Origin of the sequence: Pseudomonas sp. R15(2017) (assembly GCF_002112685.1) — a bacterium.
Lineage (GTDB): Bacteria > Pseudomonadota > Gammaproteobacteria > Pseudomonadales > Pseudomonadaceae > Aquipseudomonas > Aquipseudomonas glycinae.
Window position 1 is genome coordinate 187,877 of sequence record NZ_NEII01000008.1, and the last position, 16,957, is coordinate 204,833.

Below are 16,957 nucleotides of genomic sequence, written 5' to 3' on the forward strand. Positions count from 1 at the left end.
GTAGGAAAAATTTCCATGGTGCTCAATGGCCATCAACGGCTATGCTAGAGTGGATCCAAACCAATAACAGGTAATACCGGTTTTACGTCATCTCAAAGGGAATGGGGGGCTTCCTGACACAACCGGCCAAGCCACGCTGGGGCTTCAATGCGCTATTTGTTGATGATGTTGTTCTGTTTGCCCCTCCTGGCAAACGCCGTCGAATTCGACGAGTTCACCCAGAGCCTCCCGCTGGGTCGATCCCTGCAAGTGTTCGAAGACCCGAGCGGTCAGGCGAGCATTGCCGACGTCCGCGCGCAAGCCGCCGCCGGAAACTTCAAACCCCATGATAAAACCACGCTCAATGCCGGTTATTCGCGCTCGGCGTTCTGGCTGAAGATCGACCTGCATTACCGCCCGACCAACCCGTCGGCGCAACGCAGCTGGCTGCTGGAACTGGCGTATCCGCCGCTCGATCATCTCGACCTGTATCTGCCCGATGCGGAAGGTGACTATCGTCTGGTGCGGCAGACCGGGGACGCCTTGCCGTTCGCCAGTCGCGAGATCCGCCAGAACAATTACCTGTTCGACCTGGCGTTCAAGCCGGATCAGCAGCGAACCGTCTATCTGCGGTTGTCCAGCGAAGGCTCGATCCAGGCGCCGGTGACGTTGTGGTCGAGCACCGCGTACCTCGAAGACCAGCCGGTGCGCCTGTACGTGCTGGGGGTCATCTATGGCGTGCTGCTGGGGATGCTGGTCTATAACCTGTTCATCTACCTCAGCGTGCGCGACACCAGTTACCTCTATTACATCTTCTATATCGCCTCGTTCGGCCTTTATCAGCTGTCGGTCAATGGCGCGGCGGTCGAGTATTTCTGGCCGGACAATCCATGGTGGGCCAACGCCGCCACGCCATTTTTCATCGGTTGCGCGGGGCTGTTCGGCAGCCAGTTCGCCCGCAGTTTCCTGCAGACCAGGAACCACAGCCGCTGGCTCGATCGCCTGCTGATCGCTCTGATCGTTTTTGGCGCCGTGGTGATCGGCCTGTCGTTGATGACCAGTTACGGTCTGGCCCTGCGCTTGGCGACGACCCTGGCCCTGACCTTCACCGTAGTGATCTTCGCCGCCGGGATCCTGGCCTGGTGGCGCGGCCTGCGGGTGGCGCGTTATTTCATCATTGCCTGGTCGGCGTTCCTGATCGGCGGCATCGTCAACACCATGATGGTGTTGGGCCTGCTGCCGAATGTGTTCCTGACCATGTACGCCAGCCAGATCGGTTCGGCCATCGAAGTGGCGCTACTGTCACTGGCGCTGGCCGACCGCATCAACGCCATGCGCGAACAACAGGCGCAGACCTTGTTCGACGCCGGCCAGAAACTTGAAGTGCTGAACCAGCAACTGGCCCACAGCAACAAGCTCAAGGACGAATTCCTCGCGACCCTCACTCACGAACTGCGTACGCCGATGAATGGCGTGATCGGCTCGCTGGAGCTGATGCAGACCGTCGAACTCGATCCGGAACTGGAGCAATACCAGCAGACCGCCGCCGGTTCAGCGCGGGACATGATGCGCATGGTCAACGGCATCCTCACGCTGACCGAGTTGCAGGCCGGCAAACTCAAGGCAACGCCGGGCAGTTTCAGCCTGCGCGGGGTGGTCGAGGCGTTGCGGATGCAGTTCGATGGCAACGCTTCGAGCAAGTCGCTGGACTTCAAGGTCGACGTGCAGCCGACCCTGCCGGATCGCCTGCATGGCGACAGCGCCAAACTCGCGCAATGCCTGGAATGCCTGCTGGACAACGCGATCAAGTTCACCCGCGTCGGCGGTCTGGCGTTGCGGGTCACCGGCAAACCGTCGACGGACAATCGGCTGGCGCTGTCCTTCGCGGTGATCGACACCGGTATCGGTTTCACCGATCTGGGCGAGGCCACGCTGTATCAGCGGTTCTTCCAGCTCGACGGTTCGATGACCCGCGAATACGGTGGGCTGGGCGTCGGTCTGGCGATCTGCCGTCAATTGGTGGAATTGCTCGGCGGCAAGTTGACCCATCGCTCCGAGCCGGGGAGCGGCAGCCGCTTTCAACTGGATGTTGAATTTGAGCTGCCGGAAGTGGAAACCGTGCCCGCGTTCAGTCGCGACACCGTGCGCGCGCCGCAGGATTGCACCGTTCTGCTGGTGGACGACAACAGCGTCAATCAATTGGTGATGCGCGGCATGTTGCTCAAGCTCGGTTTCCGGGTGCGCACCGCCGACCACGGCGCGGCGGCGCTCGACTGTTTGCAGCGCGAGCGCTTCGATGCGGTGCTGATCGACTGCCAGTTGCCGCCGCTGGACGGAGCATCGCTGTGTTGCCAGATTCGTGACCTGCCGGGATGCGCCCATCTGCCGGTGTTCATGATCGCGCTGGGGGCGGATCGGGAGCATTGCGCGTCGGGTGGCTCGATCGATTACCTGAGCAAACCAGTGAAATTCGAGGATCTGCAGGTTGCGATGCAGCGACGGGTGTTGAGTCGCTGACAGGGTGAAAGCGCCGGCAATTAGGCCGATATGACACTTTGATCGGTTCCGGGGCGGTGCTTAACTGAAGCTCTGGCCGATCAAGGAGCCCCGTCATGAACCTGCATCAGTTCGCCGAAACCCACGAAGTCACCAACCAGCCACCGTCGCTGGACGGCACCAACCTGTACCGCATTGACCTGCCATTGCAGGAGTGGTCGCGGCGGTTCGGCGCCGGCTGGGCCGAGTCGCGGATCGATGCTTACGGCGCGCTGGCCGGCGGGCCGCTGATGGAGGCCGGATTCCTCGCCAACCAGAACAAACCGGTGTTCGCCAGCCATGACCGCTACGGTCATCGCATCGATCTGGTGGAGTTTCATCCGGCGTATCACGAGCTGATGCGCACCGCCATTGAGCATGGTCTGACGTCGTTACCCTGGGCTCATCCACAGGACGGCGCCCATGTCGCCCGCGCATCCATGAGCTATCTGCACAGTCAGGCCGAGGCCGGCAGTGGTTGCCCGTTGACCATGACCTTCGCCAGCGTGCCGGCGATGCGTTTGCAGCCGAATCTGGCCGAGCAGTGGCTGCCGAAAATCCTCGCCACCGAATACGACCCGCGCAATGTCGGCATGGCCCACAAGGCCGGCGTCACCATCGGCATGGCGATGACCGAGAAACAGGGCGGCACCGACGTGCGCGCCAACACCACCAAGGCTTATCCGGTCGGTGCCAGCGGCCCGGGTCAGGCCTATGAATTGGTGGGCCACAAGTGGTTCTGTTCGGCGCCAATGTGCGATGCGTTTTTGACGCTGGCGCAGACCGACAAGGGCCTGAGCTGTTTCCTGCTGCCGCGCCATCGCCCGGACGACACGCGCAATCAGTTCTACATCCAGCGTCTGAAGAACAAACTCGGCAACCAGTCCAACGCTTCCAGCGAAGTGGAGTTCCGTGGCGCGTTGGCGTGGATGGTCGGCGAGGAAGGACGCGGTGTGCCGACCATCATCGAGATGGTGGCCATGACCCGTTTCGATTGCATGGTCGGCTCCAGCTCGCTGATGCGTCAGGCGCTGACCCAGGCCAGCCATCACTGCGCCCATCGCAAGGTCGGTGGCAAACTGCTCAGCGAACAACCGCTGATGCAGAACGTGCTGGCCGATCTGGCGCTGGAAAGCGAAGCCGCGCTGGCCCTGAGCCTGCGCATGGGCAAGGCGCTGGATCATCTCGATGACCGCCATGAAGCGCAGTTCGCCCGTTTGGTGACAGCGGTGGGCAAGTACTGGATCTGCAAACGCGCGCCGGCAATGATCAACGAAGCCGCCGAATGCATGGGCGGCGCCGGGTATGTCGAAGACAGCATCCTGCCGCGTTTGTACCGCGAGGCGCCGGTGAACTCGACGTGGGAAGGCTCCGGCAACGTGCAATGCCTCGACGTGTTGCGCGCCTTGTCGAAAGAGCCGGGCGTGCTCGATGTGTTGTTCAGCGAGTTGGGCGACGGTCATGGCGACAAGCGACTGGCCGCGCACATTCAGCAATTGCAGGCGCAGTTCAAGGACACCAGTGACATTCAGTACCGCGCTCGGCAACTGACCGAAGACATCGCTTTGGGACTGCAAGCGAAGCTGCTGCTGGAGGCCGGGAATTCGGCGGTCAGCGATGCTTTTATCGCCAGTCGCCTGAACGGTGGCGGGCGGGTCTACGGCGCGTTGCCGCGCGGGCTGGATGTCGAAGCCATCGTTGCCCGCTCTACGCCGCAAGGTTTCTGATCCAGATCTCCCGGACACAACAAAACCCTGTGGGAGCTGGCTTGCCAGCGATGACGGCCTGTCAGTCAACTTTGATGTTGAATGTGATGGCCTCATCGCGGGCAAGCCCGCTCCCACAGGGATCTTCATTGTTTGAAAGATTAGGGTGAACCCACAACGCCACTGTTTCCGTGACGCCACGATGCAGGCAAGATGAAGCTCTGCAAGTCAGAACACAGGAAGCTGATCGTGACCGAAGCGTTTATTGTCGTTCAAACCGCCGAACAGGCCGTGGATCGTCTCGCCGAGCTGCATGAGCGGGCCACCACGGCGCTGAACTCGGCGCTCAAGCGTTATCTCAAGGATCGCGTCGAGCCCGACGCCGAGCAACGTGCCCTGTTCCGTTATCCCGAACTGCGTCTGACCTATCACTGCCAGGGCGAAGTCCCGCAGACCACCCGCGCCTACGCCAAGGTGCAGTTGCCGGGCACCTACAGCGTAACCGTCACCCACCCGGCGGCGTTTCGCAAATACCTGCTCGAGCAGCTCACTCCGCTGATGCATGACTTTACCGTGACCGTTGAAGTCGGGGTCAGCGAGCAGAACATTCCGTACCCGTACGTGGTCGAGCAGGGCGATGAACTGGCCGGCTCCGGCGTCACCGCTGCGGTACTGGCGCGGGTGTTCCCGAGTACCGACCTGTCCGCCGCCACCGATGGCATCGCCGACGGGCTCTACGACTGGGAAAACACCGATCCGCTGCCGCTGGCGCTGTTCGATGCGGCCCGCGTCGATTTTTCGCTGCGTCGCCTGGTGCATTACACCGGCAGTGACTGGCGCCATGTGCAGCCGTGGATTCTGCTGACCAACTATCACCGTTATGTCGACCAGTTCATCGTCCATGGTCTGGAACAACTGCGCCGCGACCCGCGTTTCGTGCGCATGGTGTTGCCGGGCAACGTGATCATCGAAAAAGGCATGGATCATGGCGAAGCCTCGGCGATTGCCGCCGGCGTGGTCTGGCACCGCTACCAGATGCCGGCCTATCACCTGATCGCCAGCGATGGCCACGGCGTGACCCTGGTGAACATCGGCGTCGGCCCGTCCAACGCCAAGAACATCACCGACCACCTGGCCGTGTTGCGTCCGCATTGCTGGCTTATGATCGGTCACTGCGGCGGCCTGCGTCAGTCGCAGACCATCGGCGACTACGTGCTGGCCCACGCTTACATGCGTCGCGACGGGATCCTCGACCGCGTGGTGCCGCCGAACATTCCGATTCCGGCCCTGGCCGAAGTGCAACTGGCGCTGCAACAAGCGGCGGCCAACATCACCGGAGAAAAAGGCGAAGAGCTGAAAAAACGCCTGCGCACCGGCACCGTGCTGACCTACGACGACCGTAACTGGGAATTGCGCTGGGCTCAGGAGCGACCGCTGATTAACCTGTCCCGCGCCGTGGCGGTGGACATGGAAAGCGGCACCATCGCCGCCCAGGGTTATCGCCTGCGAGTGCCGTACGGCACGTTGCTGTGTGTTTCGGACAAGCCGCTGCACAGTGAGATCAAGCTGCCGGGTTCGGCCAACGCGTTTTACGAACGTGCGGTCAGCCAGCACTTGAAGATCGGCATCGAAGCAGTAGATCTGCTGCGCACCGAACTCAATTCGCTGCACTCGCGCAAACTGCGCAGCTTCGACGAACCGCCGTTCCGCTAACGGTTTGTCGTGGTCATTTGGCGGTCGGGGCACTAGCATTGTCAGCCCTGATCGCTAAATGTCTTCTCTCTTATGTCCCGTCCACCGCATCCACCTTCCCGCCGCCCCGGCGCGAAGCCAGCTTCTTCAGCCCCGCGCCGTGTCGCCAAGGCACCGCCCGCTGAGCCGAAGCTGATCCTGTTCAACAAACCGTTCGATGTGCTGACGCAATTCAGCGACGGCGAAGGGCGGGCGACGCTCAAGGATTACATCGACGTTCCGGGCATTTATCCGGCCGGACGGCTGGACCGCGACAGCGAAGGTTTACTGCTGCTGACCAACGACGGCCAGTTGCAGGCGCGGATCGCCGACCCCAAGCACAAGCTGGCGAAAACCTATTGGGTGCAGGTCGAAGGCGTGCCGACGGCCGAGCAGTTGCAGCGTCTGCGCGACGGCATCGAATTGAATGACGGCATGACCTTGCCCGCGCAAGCGCGGCAACTGGATGAGCCCGAGCTGTGGCCGCGCAATCCGCCGGTGCGCTTTCGCGCAACCATTCCGACCACCTGGCTGGAACTGGTGATTCGCGAAGGGCGCAACCGCCAGGTGCGGCGGATGACGGCGGCGGTCGGGCTGCCGACGTTGCGGCTGGTGCGGGTCAGGATTGGTGACTGGACGATCGAAGGGCTCGACCAGGGCCAGTGGAAAGAAGTGCCGGCGCGCTTATAAGGCGCCGGACTCGATCAGGCCGATCACCACGCTCTTGATGATGAACGCGGCCACGCCCAGGCCCAGCACGAAGAACAGAATGAACGAGCCAAAGCGCCCGGCCTTGGACTTCTTCGCCAGATCCCAGACGATGAAACCCATGAAAATGATCAGGATGCTGACCAGACCGGTCATCATCCATTCTTCAAATACTGCTGGATCCATCGGGCATCTCCGGCGCTACGCGGCTGAAAGGGCGGCCGGGAGTATACGCCAGCGGCGAACGACGCAGCATTGACCTGCGTCGGTGTGCCGCAGTCATTCGTCGATTTCAGCTGCGCAGATGAGTCAGCGGCAATTCAGTGCTGTTGAGCACCTGATTCAGCACAAAACTCGAGCGCACACTGGTCACGCCTTCGATCCGGGTCAGATGCCCCAGCAGCAGCTTCTGATAGTGATCCATGTCCGGCACCACCACTTTCAGCTGATAGTCGGCATCAACGCCGGTCACCAGGCTGCATTCCAGCACCTGCGGCAAGGTGCGGATCGCCGCTTCGAAATTCTCGAAACGCTCCGGCGTGTGCCGGTCCATGCCGATCAGCACGTAGGCGGTCAGGCTCAGGCCAAGCATCTTGCGATCGAGCAGGGCGACCTGACGGGAGATGTAACCGTCGTCCTCCAGTTGCTTGACCCGGCGCGAGCACGGGGAGGGCGACAGACCGATGCGCTCGGCCAGTTCCTGGTTGGAGATGCGGGCGTCGCGCTGCAATTCCGCCAAAATACTCAGGTCGTAACGGTCGAGTTTGCTCATCAAACGGTCCTTTGTCTTAACTATTGCGGCGGATTATCTATCCAGGGTTAAAAATTGCGCAAGTGATGTTTATTTGAGCAATCTTCGCAATCATCTGTCGCGGCTCCGGGCCTATTCTTATCACCAGAATCACTGCTCGGTAACACAGTCCACTGCGGCCCGCCCAATCCGGCCCGCCGCGGCCGCCACCCCCACCGGGGTTGTGCCGGCTCCCGAGCTGCACACTGTCCAGAAGACGGCGTGAGGTGAGCCGACGTCAAAAGCGTCGAGCCAGGACGAAGTTCTCTAGAAGGGAGGCCGACGGGTCTCCCTTTTTTCTTGCCCGCGATTTGACTCTTCTTGCTCAATAAATAAATGACGTGACTGATAACCTGTAGCAGAACCCGGTGTACTCATCCCCGGTCTTAGCTACACGCCCTCTTAATTTCAGGCTCAAGTCCGCAGTGAGGAATTCCATGAAGTCGCGCATCTGGCGTCTGGCCAGTGTTGGTTTGCTGTGTGTGAGTGTCGGTGCGCAAGCGCTGGCGGATGAGCCGCAGAATCGCGGCCCCGACGGCGGCGGACGCGGGCCGGAGCATCAGGGCAACAATCAGGGCCATGGCGGTGGCAATCAGCAGCGCGGCCAGAACAATCCGCAGCGGCAGAACAACGACATCATTCGTGGCGACAACAGCCGCCAGTTCGAGCACAACGGGCAGCAGAATCACGGCCAACCGAACAACGGCCAGTGGCAGAACCAGAACCAGCCACGTCCGGCCTATAACCCCAACCCGGTGCGCCAGCCGCCACCGCCGCCGCAATTGCCGGCCAATGATCTGCCGATCCAGCCGCGCCCCGACACCGTGCGCCAGACCCAGGAACCGCGTCAGGGTTACTACCGCGACGAGCGCCCGCAGAATGGTTATCACCAGAACTGGCAGACCGGCAACCGCCCCAACGACAACCGCTGGCCGGGTCGCCCGGATGGGCATGGCAACGGCTGGGGCCCTGGCCCGCAGTATCGGCCGGGTCATGTGATCGACCGTTTCCCGGATCGTGATTACCGTGTGCCGTATCGCGGCCAGGACTATTTCTACTCCGGCGGCTACTGGTATCGCCCGCAAGGCCCGCGTTACATCGTGGTCCAACCGCCACGCGGGATTCGCATCCAGTACCTGCCGGATTACGCCCGTGAAGTGTGGATCGGCGGTTCGCTGCTGTTCCTCGCCGCCGGTTCGTACTACGCCTATCAGGAAGCAACGCAGGATTACGTGGTGGTCGAGCCGCCGGTACAGCAGCCACCGCAGCCGACCGGCAATGGTTATGACGTGGAGGCGTATCCGGCCAACGGTCAGTCACCGGAGCAGGTTCAGCGCGATGGTTACGAGTGCTATCAGTACGCGGTGCAGCAAAGCGGCTTCAATCCGCGCACCGCGACTTATCAACCGGCGCCCGAAGTGGTGCAGGCCTACCGCCAGGCCCAGGGCAATTGCCTGAGCAGTCGCGGTTATCAGGTCAACTACTGAGCCCGGGCGGTTTTGACCACTTCCTGCGGGTCGGCGTGCACCAGCACTTCGGCCCGCGGGTAGGCTTTGTGAATGGCATCCGCCGCCTGATCGCTGATGCCGTGGGCGACTGACAGCGTCAGCTCCCCCGGCAGCTCCAGGTGCAACTGCACGAACCAGTGATTGCCGGAAATCCGCGTACGCAAATCATGCGCGCCCAATACGCCCGGCACGCCGCACGCCAGTTCGAGCATGTGCTGACTGACATCCGCCGGCAGTTCTTCATCCATCAGCACCGAAAAACTTTCCCGGGCGATCTGGATTGCGCTCCACAGAATGTACGCCGCAATTCCCAGACCAAACCACGCATCCAGCTGCTCGAAACCCAAACCGGCCAACACCAGCGCAATCAGAATGCTGCCGTTGAGCAACAGGTCCGAACGGTAATGCAGCGAATCCGCACGCACGGCGTTAGAGCCGGTCTGCTTGATGACCCGATGCTGCAACATCAGCAGCGCCGCCGTCAGCACCAGGGAAAACACGATCACCCCGATGCTCAGCCATGGCGCACCAAGCGGCTCGGGATTTTTCAGGCGCTCATAAGCCTGAAACGCGATCAGCACCGCACTGCCGCCAATGAACAGCGCCTGCGCCATGCCCGCCAAGGACTCGGCCTTGCCGTGGCCATAACGGTGATCGTCATCCGCCGGGCGCAACGCGTAATGCACCGCCAGCAGATTGAGCAACGAGGTGACGCCATCGAGGGCCGAGTCGGTGAGGCCGGCGAGCATGCTCACCGAACCGCTCAGCCACCAGGCGATGGCTTTGGCGATGATCAGCGTACAGGCCACCGCCACCGAGGCGCGGGTCGCCAGCCGCAGCAGGCGGGCGTGTTCGGGGCTTGTGGTCATGGGTGCTTCAATTCCTTATGCGGCAGGTTGCAGGCCGAACATCGCCAGTTGCTGGGTGCTGCCTTTGTGCTGGATCAGGCGCGGGTCGTCCAGCGGCAGATTGCGGCCCAGCTCGGTTTCGAGAATAGCCTGCAACTTGATGTTATCGACCTGGCCGTCCGGGCCGATGGCTTGCTTGAGCCTGGCCGGATCGACCTGCGCCGTGTGGCCCGGTTCGAAGTAGATCGCGCCGGTGGCGAAGTCCACGGCAAACGCGATCACGCCGGGAAGGATATAGAACAACAGGCCCACGGCATCGAGCACGGCGATCGCCGGGTCGATCTTGCCGTCGATCTGGCCGCGCCGGTCGGGATAGAAAATCGAACCGCACGCGGTGATCTGAGTGAGCAGGGTGGCAACCAGTACACCGCCGATCAGGCGAAAAGGTAAGCGCATGGGAATCTCCTGAGTCATCTGTTAACGAAGCGTCATCGTGTGAAGTTAAGACCCTGACGAACGCTCAGCAGTTCGCCGTTATACTCGCCGCTCTGTTTGGGAGCCAGCATGATTTCTTTGCCGATCGACGAAGTTTTACCCGCCCTGCGTGAAGCGTTGGCGACACGCCACGAAGCCGTGCTCGAAGCACCGCCCGGCGCCGGTAAAACCACCCGCGTGCCCTTGGCCCTGCTCAATGAAGCATGGCTGAACGGGCAGACCATTCTCATGCTCGAACCGCGTCGACTGGCCGCGCGCGCAGCGGCGGAACGGCTGGCCAGCGAGCTGGGCGAGAAGGTCGGTGAAACCGTCGGTTATCGCATTCGTCTCGACAGCAAGGTCGGCCCCAAGACACGCATCGAGGTGGTCACCGAAGGTATTCTCACCCGGCGTTTGCAGGACGACCCGGCGCTGGAAGGCGTGGGCCTGCTGATCTTCGACGAATTCCACGAACGCAGCCTCGACGCCGATCTGGCGCTGGCCCTCAGTCTGAACGGTCGCGAGCTGTTTCGAGCTGAACAACCGCTGAAGATTCTGCTGATGTCCGCCACCCTTGAAGGCGAACGCCTGGCCGGGCTGCTCGACGACGCGCCGATCCTGCGCAGCGAGGGCCGGATGTTCCCGGTGACGATGCGCTGGGGCCGGCCGTTCCAGCCCGGCGAATACATCGATCAACGTGTCACGCAAACGGTGCTCGAAGCGCTGCACGATGAAACCGGCAGCCTGTTGGTGTTCCTGCCGGGGCAGGCGGAAATCCGGCGGGTTCATCAGCAACTGGCGGACGCCATCGGTGAGCGCAGCGACGTGATGCTCTGCCCGTTGCACGGCGAACTCGACCTGAATGCCCAGCGTGCCGCCATCGACCCGGCGCCGGCCGGCCAGCGCAAAGTGGTGCTGGCCACCAACATCGCTGAGACCAGCCTGACCATCAATGGTGTGCGCGTAGTGATCGACGCCGGGCTGGCGCGGGTGCCGCGTTTTGATCCGGGCAGCGGCATGACTCGCCTCGACACCCAACGCATCTCCAAAGCCAGCGCTACCCAGCGTGCGGGTCGGGCCGGGCGTCTGGAACCGGGCGTGTGTTATCGCCTGTGGTCGCAGGATCAGCACGAACAACTGGCGGCTTATGGCAGTGCGGAAATCCTTTCGGCGGATCTCGCAGGGCTGGCGTTGCAACTCGGGCGCTGGGGCGTGGCGCCGAGTGATCTGATCTGGCTCGACGTGCCGCCCGCCGCCGCTTATGCACAGGCTCAGGACCTGTTGCAGCGCCTCGGTGCACTGGACGGTGAAAGCCTCAACCGTCACGGGCAGGCCATGGCTGAATTGCCGGCCCATCCGCGCATCGCGCATTTGCTGTTGCGCGGTCAGGCGCTCGGTCTGGCGAACATGGCATGCGACGTCGCCGCGTTGCTCGGCGAGCGCGACATTTTGCGTGGCGCCGGGGCCGATCTTCACAGTCGTTTGGCACTGCTGTCCGGTGAAGAACGTGCGGCCCGTGGTGCCCAGGGCGGCGTGCAGCGCGCCCGGCAACTGGCGCGGCAATATCGCGGCTACCTGCGTGGGCAACCGAGCGAACCGGTCGCCGACCCGGATCACCCGCGCTGGCTTGGCGCCTTGCTGGCGCTGGCCTACCCGGACCGCGTCGCTCAGCAGCGGCGTGCCGGTGGTGCCGAATATCGTCTGGCCAACGGCCGTGCGGCATTGTTCGCTGAAGCCGACAGCCTGATGAAGGAACCGTGGATCGTCATCGCCGACCTCGGCAGTCGCCAAGGTCAGCGTGAAGAGCGGATTTATCTGGCGGCGGATTTCGATCCGGCGCTGTTCGATTCGGTGCTGGCGGAACAGGTGCACAACGTCGATCAACTGGACTGGGACGAACGCGAAGGCGTGCTGCGCGCCGAGCGTCAGCGCAAGGTCGGCGAACTGATCCTCAGCCGCGAGCCGCTGACCGGTCTCGACGAAAACGCCCGCAGTCAGGCACTGGTCAATCTGGTGCGGCGCAAGGGGCTGGAGCTGCTGCCGTGGACCCCGGAACTGCGCCAGTGGCAGGCGCGAGTCGCGTTGCTGCGTCAGCTCGACCTGGACGCCAAGGGCGACAGCCAATGGCCGGATGTCAGCGACGCCACGCTGCTGAAAACACTCGAAGACTGGCTGATGCCTTACCTGGGCAAAGTCTCGCGCCTCAGCCATTTCGCCAACCTCGACCTGTCGAGCATCGTCCGTAATCTGTTGCCATGGCCGCTGCCGCAACAGCTTGACGAACAGGCACCCCATCACCTGAGCGTGCCGTCAGGCTCGTCGATTCGCCTCGACTACAGCGAACAACCACCGATTCTCGCCGTGCGCTTGCAGGAGCTGTTCGGCCTCGCCGACACACCGCGCATCGCCGGCGGCCGGCAGGTGGTCAAGCTGCACCTGCTGTCGCCCGCACGGCGCCCGGTGCAGGTGACGCAGGATCTGGCCAACTTCTGGCGCAGCACCTATGCCGAAGTGAAGAAGGATCTGAAAGGGCGGTATCCGAAGCATTACTGGCCGGATGATCCGTTGGTGGCTGAAGCTACTGCTCGGGCCAAACCGCGCGGTACATAAGGGTCAGCGGCTGGCCTTCGCGGTCAGCTGCTCCCGACAATAATCGGCAAACAACTGCGCCGGTTTGGTCAGTTGCCCGCGTTTGAGCCATGCCGCTACCAGTCCTGAACCGGTGACATCTTCGACGATGTCGACGCACACGACTTTCTTGCCGTCGTAGGTGCATTCCGAATGCGGGCGGGTCACCAGGATCGAGAAGCCGAAGCCCTGGCCGACCATGCCGCGCACCATTTCGATCGACGGTGAGCTGAACTCGATGCGTGGTGACAGCCCGAGTTCTTCGAACAGGCTGACGAAGTAGGTACGGCTCGGTTGCACGTCGAGCAGGATCATCGGCTCCAGACACAAATCCCGCAGCGAAACCTGCTTGAGCTGAGCGAAACGGTGGTCCGCCGGCAGCAAGGCGTAAGGCCGTTGGGCCGGCATCAACGGTTCGGTTTCGATGGTGGCGTCGAGGTCGTGTTTGTACAGGATTGCCAGATCGAAGGTGCCCGAGGTCAGGCCTTGCACCAGTTCCTGTTGTTCGCCGTCGCGGATGCGGATCTTCACCCCCGGATACAGCGCCGAGAAGCCGGCAATCAGTTGCGGCAGGTACAGCGGCGCCACCGTTTCAAAACAGCCGATATCGATCTGCCCGGCCACCACGTCGTTGTCGGCGAGGGCGTTCTGTTCGAACTCCTTGGCCATGCGCAGCAGTTCCTGGGCCTTGCGAAAGAACCGCGCACCGCTCGGTGTCAGGGACACGCCCTGAGCGTGATGGCGGATCAGCAGTTGCACGCCGAAGCTATCCTCCAGCCCCTTGATCGCCGTGGAAATCGCCGGTTGCGCGATGTACAGCTTGCGCGACGCTTCGGCGACGCTGCCGCATTCGACGGTGGTGATGAAGTATTTCAACTGACGCAGGTTGTAAGCGGCCACGGTGAACCTCAAAGCGAACGGATTGCACATCCAAGCAATTTGTACGCCGCCGGCCTCCGTTCTGTCGGCGGTTTTTTTGTCCCTGAACAATAGCCCCATACGCGCGTGAAGGGGCCCTCGGCTGGTTACCTTTTTTATTGTCTGCGAAGACATTTTTACTGGTTTTAGCGCGCACGGCCCTGAGCGACTATCGACCCCGCACTGTTCTCAGAAGAATAAAAGTCCAAGGAGCAACCACCGTGTTCGAGCTTGCAGACTGGCAGCGCAAGGCCGCTGAATTGAGCTATCCGTACCAGGCCGTGATCGACGGCAAATTGCGTGCGGCGCAGTCGGGACAGACATTTGCCGCGATCAACCCGGCCACCGGCCAACTGCTGGCAAACGTCGCCGCTTGCGGTGAAGAGGATGTCGATGCGGCGGTGCAGAATGCGCGGCAGGTGTTCGAAGCTGGCACCTGGGCCGGGCGTTCACCGACCGAGCGCAAGCAAGTGCTGCTGCGGCTGGCGGATCTGATTCTGGCCAATCGCGAAGAGCTGGCGTTGCTCGATTCGCTGAACATGGGCAAACCGGTGATGGACGCTTACAACATCGACGTGCCGGGCGCCGCCGGGGTGTTCCGCTGGTATGCCGAAAGCCTCGACAAGCTCTACGATCAGGTCGCGCCGAGCGCGTCGAACGTGCTGGCGACCATCACCCGCGAAGCGCTGGGCGTGGTCGCCGCCGTGGTGCCTTGGAATTTCCCGCTGGACATGGCCGCGTGGAAACTCGCCCCGGCGCTGGCGGCGGGCAACTCGGTAATCCTCAAACCCGCCGAACAATCGCCGTTTTCCGCGTTGCGTCTGGCTGAGCTGGCGTTGGAAGCCGGGCTGCCGGCCGGCGTGCTGAACGTGCTGCCGGGGCTCGGCGAACAAACCGGTAAAGCCCTGGGCCTGCACCCGGATGTCGATTGCCTGGTGTTCACCGGCTCGACCCAGGTCGGCAAATATTTCATGCAGTACTCCGCGCAGTCGAACCTCAAGCAGGTGTGGCTGGAGTGCGGCGGCAAGAGCGCCAATCTGGTGTTCGCCGACTGCCAGGATCTGGATCTGGCGGCGCAGAAAGCCGCGTTCGGGATCTTCTTCAATCAGGGCGAAGTCTGCTCGGCCAACTCGCGGTTGCTGGTGGAACGCTCGATTCATGACGAGTTCGTTGAACGGCTGAAGGCCCAGGCCGAGCGCTGGCAACCGGGGAATCCGCTGGACCCTGCGAGTGCGGCCGGGGCAATCGTCGATACTCGTCAGACCGAAAGCATTCTGCGCTTCATCAACCAGGCCGAACGTGAAGGCGCGACCCGCGTCTGCGGCGGGCGGCAACTGAGTTTCAACGGCTCGGACAACTTCATTCAGCCAACGATTTTCACCGACGTGCAGCCGCACATGACGCTGTTTCGCGAAGAAGTGTTCGGCCCGGTGCTGGCGGTGATGCCGTTCGATGACGAGGCCCATGCCGTGCAACTGGCCAACGACAGCGTCTACGGTCTGGCGGCGTCGCTGTGGACCGATGATCTGCACCGCGCGCACCGGGTGGCGCGGCAATTGCGAGCCGGTACGGTGTCGGTCAACAGCGTCGATGCGCTGGACGTGACCGTGCCGTTCGGCGGTGGCAGGCAATCCGGTTTCGGCCGCGATCTGTCGCTGCACTCGTTCGACAAATACACCCAGTTGAAAACCACCTGGTTTCAACTGCGCTCATGACAGCCGCTCACAACAAGAAAGGAGATCCGGCGATGACCACCTCACGTGAAACCCGCGACTACCAGGCCGCCGATGCAGCGCACCACATTCATGCGTTCGTCGACCAGAAAGCCCTCAACGACGAAGGCCCACGGGTGATGGTGCGCGGTGACCGCCTGCACCTGTGGGACAACGACGGTCGGCGCTATCTCGACGGCATGTCCGGGCTGTGGTGCACCAACCTCGGTTACGGGCGCAAGGATCTGAACGCCGCCGCGAGCCGGCAACTGGAGCAGTTGCCGTACTACAACATGTTTTTCCACACCACCCACCCGCAGGTGATCGAGCTCTCCGAGCTGCTGTTCAGCCTGCTGCCGGGGCACTACAGCCACGCGATCTACACCAACTCCGGCTCCGAGGCCAACGAGGTGTTGATCCGTACCGTGCGCCGTTACTGGCAGGTGCTGGGCAAGCCCGAGAAGAAAGTAATGATCGGCCGCTGGAACGGCTATCACGGTTCGACCCTGGCGGCGACGGCCCTCGGCGGCATGAAGTTCATGCACGAAATGGGCGGGATGATTCCCGACATCGCGCACATCGACGAGCCGTACTTCTTCGCCCACGAAGGCAACCTGACCCCGGCTGAATTCGGCCTGCGGGCGGCGCAGCAACTGGAAGCGAAGATCCTCGAACTGGGCGCCGACAAGGTCGCCGGGTTCATCGCCGAACCGTTCCAGGGCGCGGGCGGGATGATCTTTCCGCCGGAAAGCTACTGGCCGGAAATCCAGCGCATCTGCCGCAAGTACGACGTGCTGCTGTGCGCCGATGAAGTGATCGGTGGCTTCGGTCGCACCGGCGAATGGTTCGCCCACGAATACTTCGGTTTCGAGCCGGACACCCTGTCTATCGCCAAGGGCTTGACCTCCGGTTACATCCCGATGGGTGGCCTGATCCTGTCGAAGAAAATGGCCGACGTGCTGGTGGAGCAGGGCGGCGTATTCGCCCACGGTCTGACCTATTCCGGTCACCCGGTAGCGGCGGCGGTGGCGATTGCCAACCTCAAGGCATTACGCGATGAAGGCGTGGTGACGCGGGTCAAGGATGACATCGGCCCGTACCTGCAACAGTGCCTGCGCGAGGTGTTCGGCAATCACCCGCTGGTGGGCGATATCCAGGGCACGGGCATGGTTGCGGCGCTGCAACTGGCCGAAGACAAGGCCACGCGCAAGCGCTTCGCCAATGAGAACGACATCGCCTGGCGCTGCCGCACGATCGGTTTTGAAGAGGGGGTGATCATTCGCTCGACACTGGGGCGGATGATCATGGCGCCGGCGTTGATTGCCAGCCGTGAAGAGATTGACGAACTGGTGGGCAAAACCCTGAAAGCGCTGGATCGTACGGCGCAAGAATACGGCCGGCTCTAACTCCCCCGATCGCT

General features: G+C 62.4%; 13 protein-coding genes. 8 read left to right on the forward strand and 5 right to left on the reverse strand.

Annotated elements, in window-relative coordinates; all coding sequences use genetic code 11:
• The first annotated feature begins 147 nt into the window (after positions 1–147).
• The 4 genes from CAF77_RS17780 to CAF77_RS17795 all read left to right on the forward strand — a co-directional run bounded on the left by CAF77_RS17780 (position 148) and on the right by CAF77_RS17795 (position 6,641).
• A complete protein-coding gene (locus CAF77_RS17780) occupies positions 148–2,496 on the forward strand; it encodes a hybrid sensor histidine kinase/response regulator (RefSeq protein ID WP_085655008.1) in 2,349 nt (782 codons plus the stop codon).
• Positions 2,497–2,591: 95 nt separating this feature from the next.
• Positions 2,592–4,241: an acyl-CoA dehydrogenase family protein gene (locus CAF77_RS17785; RefSeq protein WP_085655010.1), complete on the forward strand. Its 1,650-nt coding sequence runs from the start codon at positions 2,592–2,594 to the stop codon at positions 4,239–4,241.
• Between the two features lie 192 nt (positions 4,242–4,433).
• Positions 4,434–5,933 carry an AMP nucleosidase gene (gene amn / locus CAF77_RS17790; RefSeq protein ID WP_162130486.1) on the forward strand — a complete coding sequence of 500 codons (1,500 nt, stop codon included), beginning with the start codon at positions 4,434–4,436 and terminating at the stop codon, positions 5,931–5,933.
• Positions 5,934–6,005: 72 nt separating this feature from the next.
• Positions 6,006–6,641: a pseudouridine synthase gene (locus tag CAF77_RS17795; RefSeq protein ID WP_085655011.1), complete on the forward strand. Its 636-nt coding sequence runs from the start codon at positions 6,006–6,008 to the stop codon at positions 6,639–6,641.
• Here the strand turns inward: CAF77_RS17795 and CAF77_RS17800 are convergent.
• Positions 6,636–6,845 (reverse strand): DUF2788 domain-containing protein, encoded by a 210-nt coding sequence (locus CAF77_RS17800; RefSeq protein ID WP_003228500.1) that lies wholly within the window; start codon positions 6,843–6,845, stop codon positions 6,636–6,638. The genes CAF77_RS17795 and CAF77_RS17800 overlap by 6 nt on opposite strands.
• 106 nt (positions 6,846–6,951) lie before the next feature.
• Positions 6,952–7,431 (reverse strand): Lrp/AsnC family transcriptional regulator, encoded by a 480-nt coding sequence (locus CAF77_RS17805; protein WP_007909658.1) that lies wholly within the window; start codon positions 7,429–7,431, stop codon positions 6,952–6,954.
• A 455-nt stretch (positions 7,432–7,886) separates the two neighbouring features.
• On the opposite strand from CAF77_RS17805, the gene CAF77_RS17810 reads away from it, so the two are divergent.
• Complete coding sequence (locus tag CAF77_RS17810; RefSeq protein ID WP_085655013.1) at positions 7,887–8,936, forward strand: DUF6515 family protein; 1,050 nt, start codon at positions 7,887–7,889, stop codon at positions 8,934–8,936.
• Here CAF77_RS17810 and CAF77_RS17815 read toward each other — a convergent pair.
• Positions 8,930–9,826: a cation diffusion facilitator family transporter gene (locus tag CAF77_RS17815; protein WP_085655015.1), complete on the reverse strand. Its 897-nt coding sequence runs from the start codon at positions 9,824–9,826 to the stop codon at positions 8,930–8,932. The two genes, CAF77_RS17810 and CAF77_RS17815, sit on opposite strands and share 7 nt — an antisense overlap.
• A gap of 15 nt (positions 9,827–9,841) precedes the next feature.
• The gene (locus CAF77_RS17820) at positions 9,842–10,261 is read right to left on the reverse strand and encodes a hypothetical protein (RefSeq protein ID WP_064382159.1); all 420 of its coding nucleotides are present in this window, start codon (positions 10,259–10,261) and stop codon (positions 9,842–9,844) included.
• 108 nt (positions 10,262–10,369) lie between these two features.
• Here CAF77_RS17820 and hrpB point away from each other — a divergent pair, with 108 nt between their 5' ends.
• On the forward strand, positions 10,370–12,889 hold the full coding sequence (gene hrpB, locus CAF77_RS17825; protein ID WP_064382158.1) for an ATP-dependent helicase HrpB: 2,520 nt from the start codon (positions 10,370–10,372) through the stop codon (positions 12,887–12,889).
• A 3-nt stretch (positions 12,890–12,892) separates the two neighbouring features.
• On the opposite strand, the gene CAF77_RS17830 is transcribed toward hrpB, so the two are convergent.
• Complete coding sequence (locus CAF77_RS17830; RefSeq protein WP_007958716.1) at positions 12,893–13,807, reverse strand: LysR family transcriptional regulator; 915 nt, start codon at positions 13,805–13,807, stop codon at positions 12,893–12,895.
• 239 nt (positions 13,808–14,046) lie between these two features.
• Here CAF77_RS17830 and CAF77_RS17835 point away from each other — a divergent pair, with 239 nt between their 5' ends.
• A complete protein-coding gene (locus tag CAF77_RS17835) occupies positions 14,047–15,540 on the forward strand; it encodes an aldehyde dehydrogenase (protein WP_085655016.1) in 1,494 nt (497 codons plus the stop codon).
• 32 nt (positions 15,541–15,572) lie between these two features.
• The gene (locus CAF77_RS17840; RefSeq protein ID WP_085655018.1) at positions 15,573–16,943 is read left to right on the forward strand and encodes an aspartate aminotransferase family protein; all 1,371 of its coding nucleotides are present in this window, start codon (positions 15,573–15,575) and stop codon (positions 16,941–16,943) included.
• Positions 16,944–16,957 lie beyond the last annotated feature (14 nt).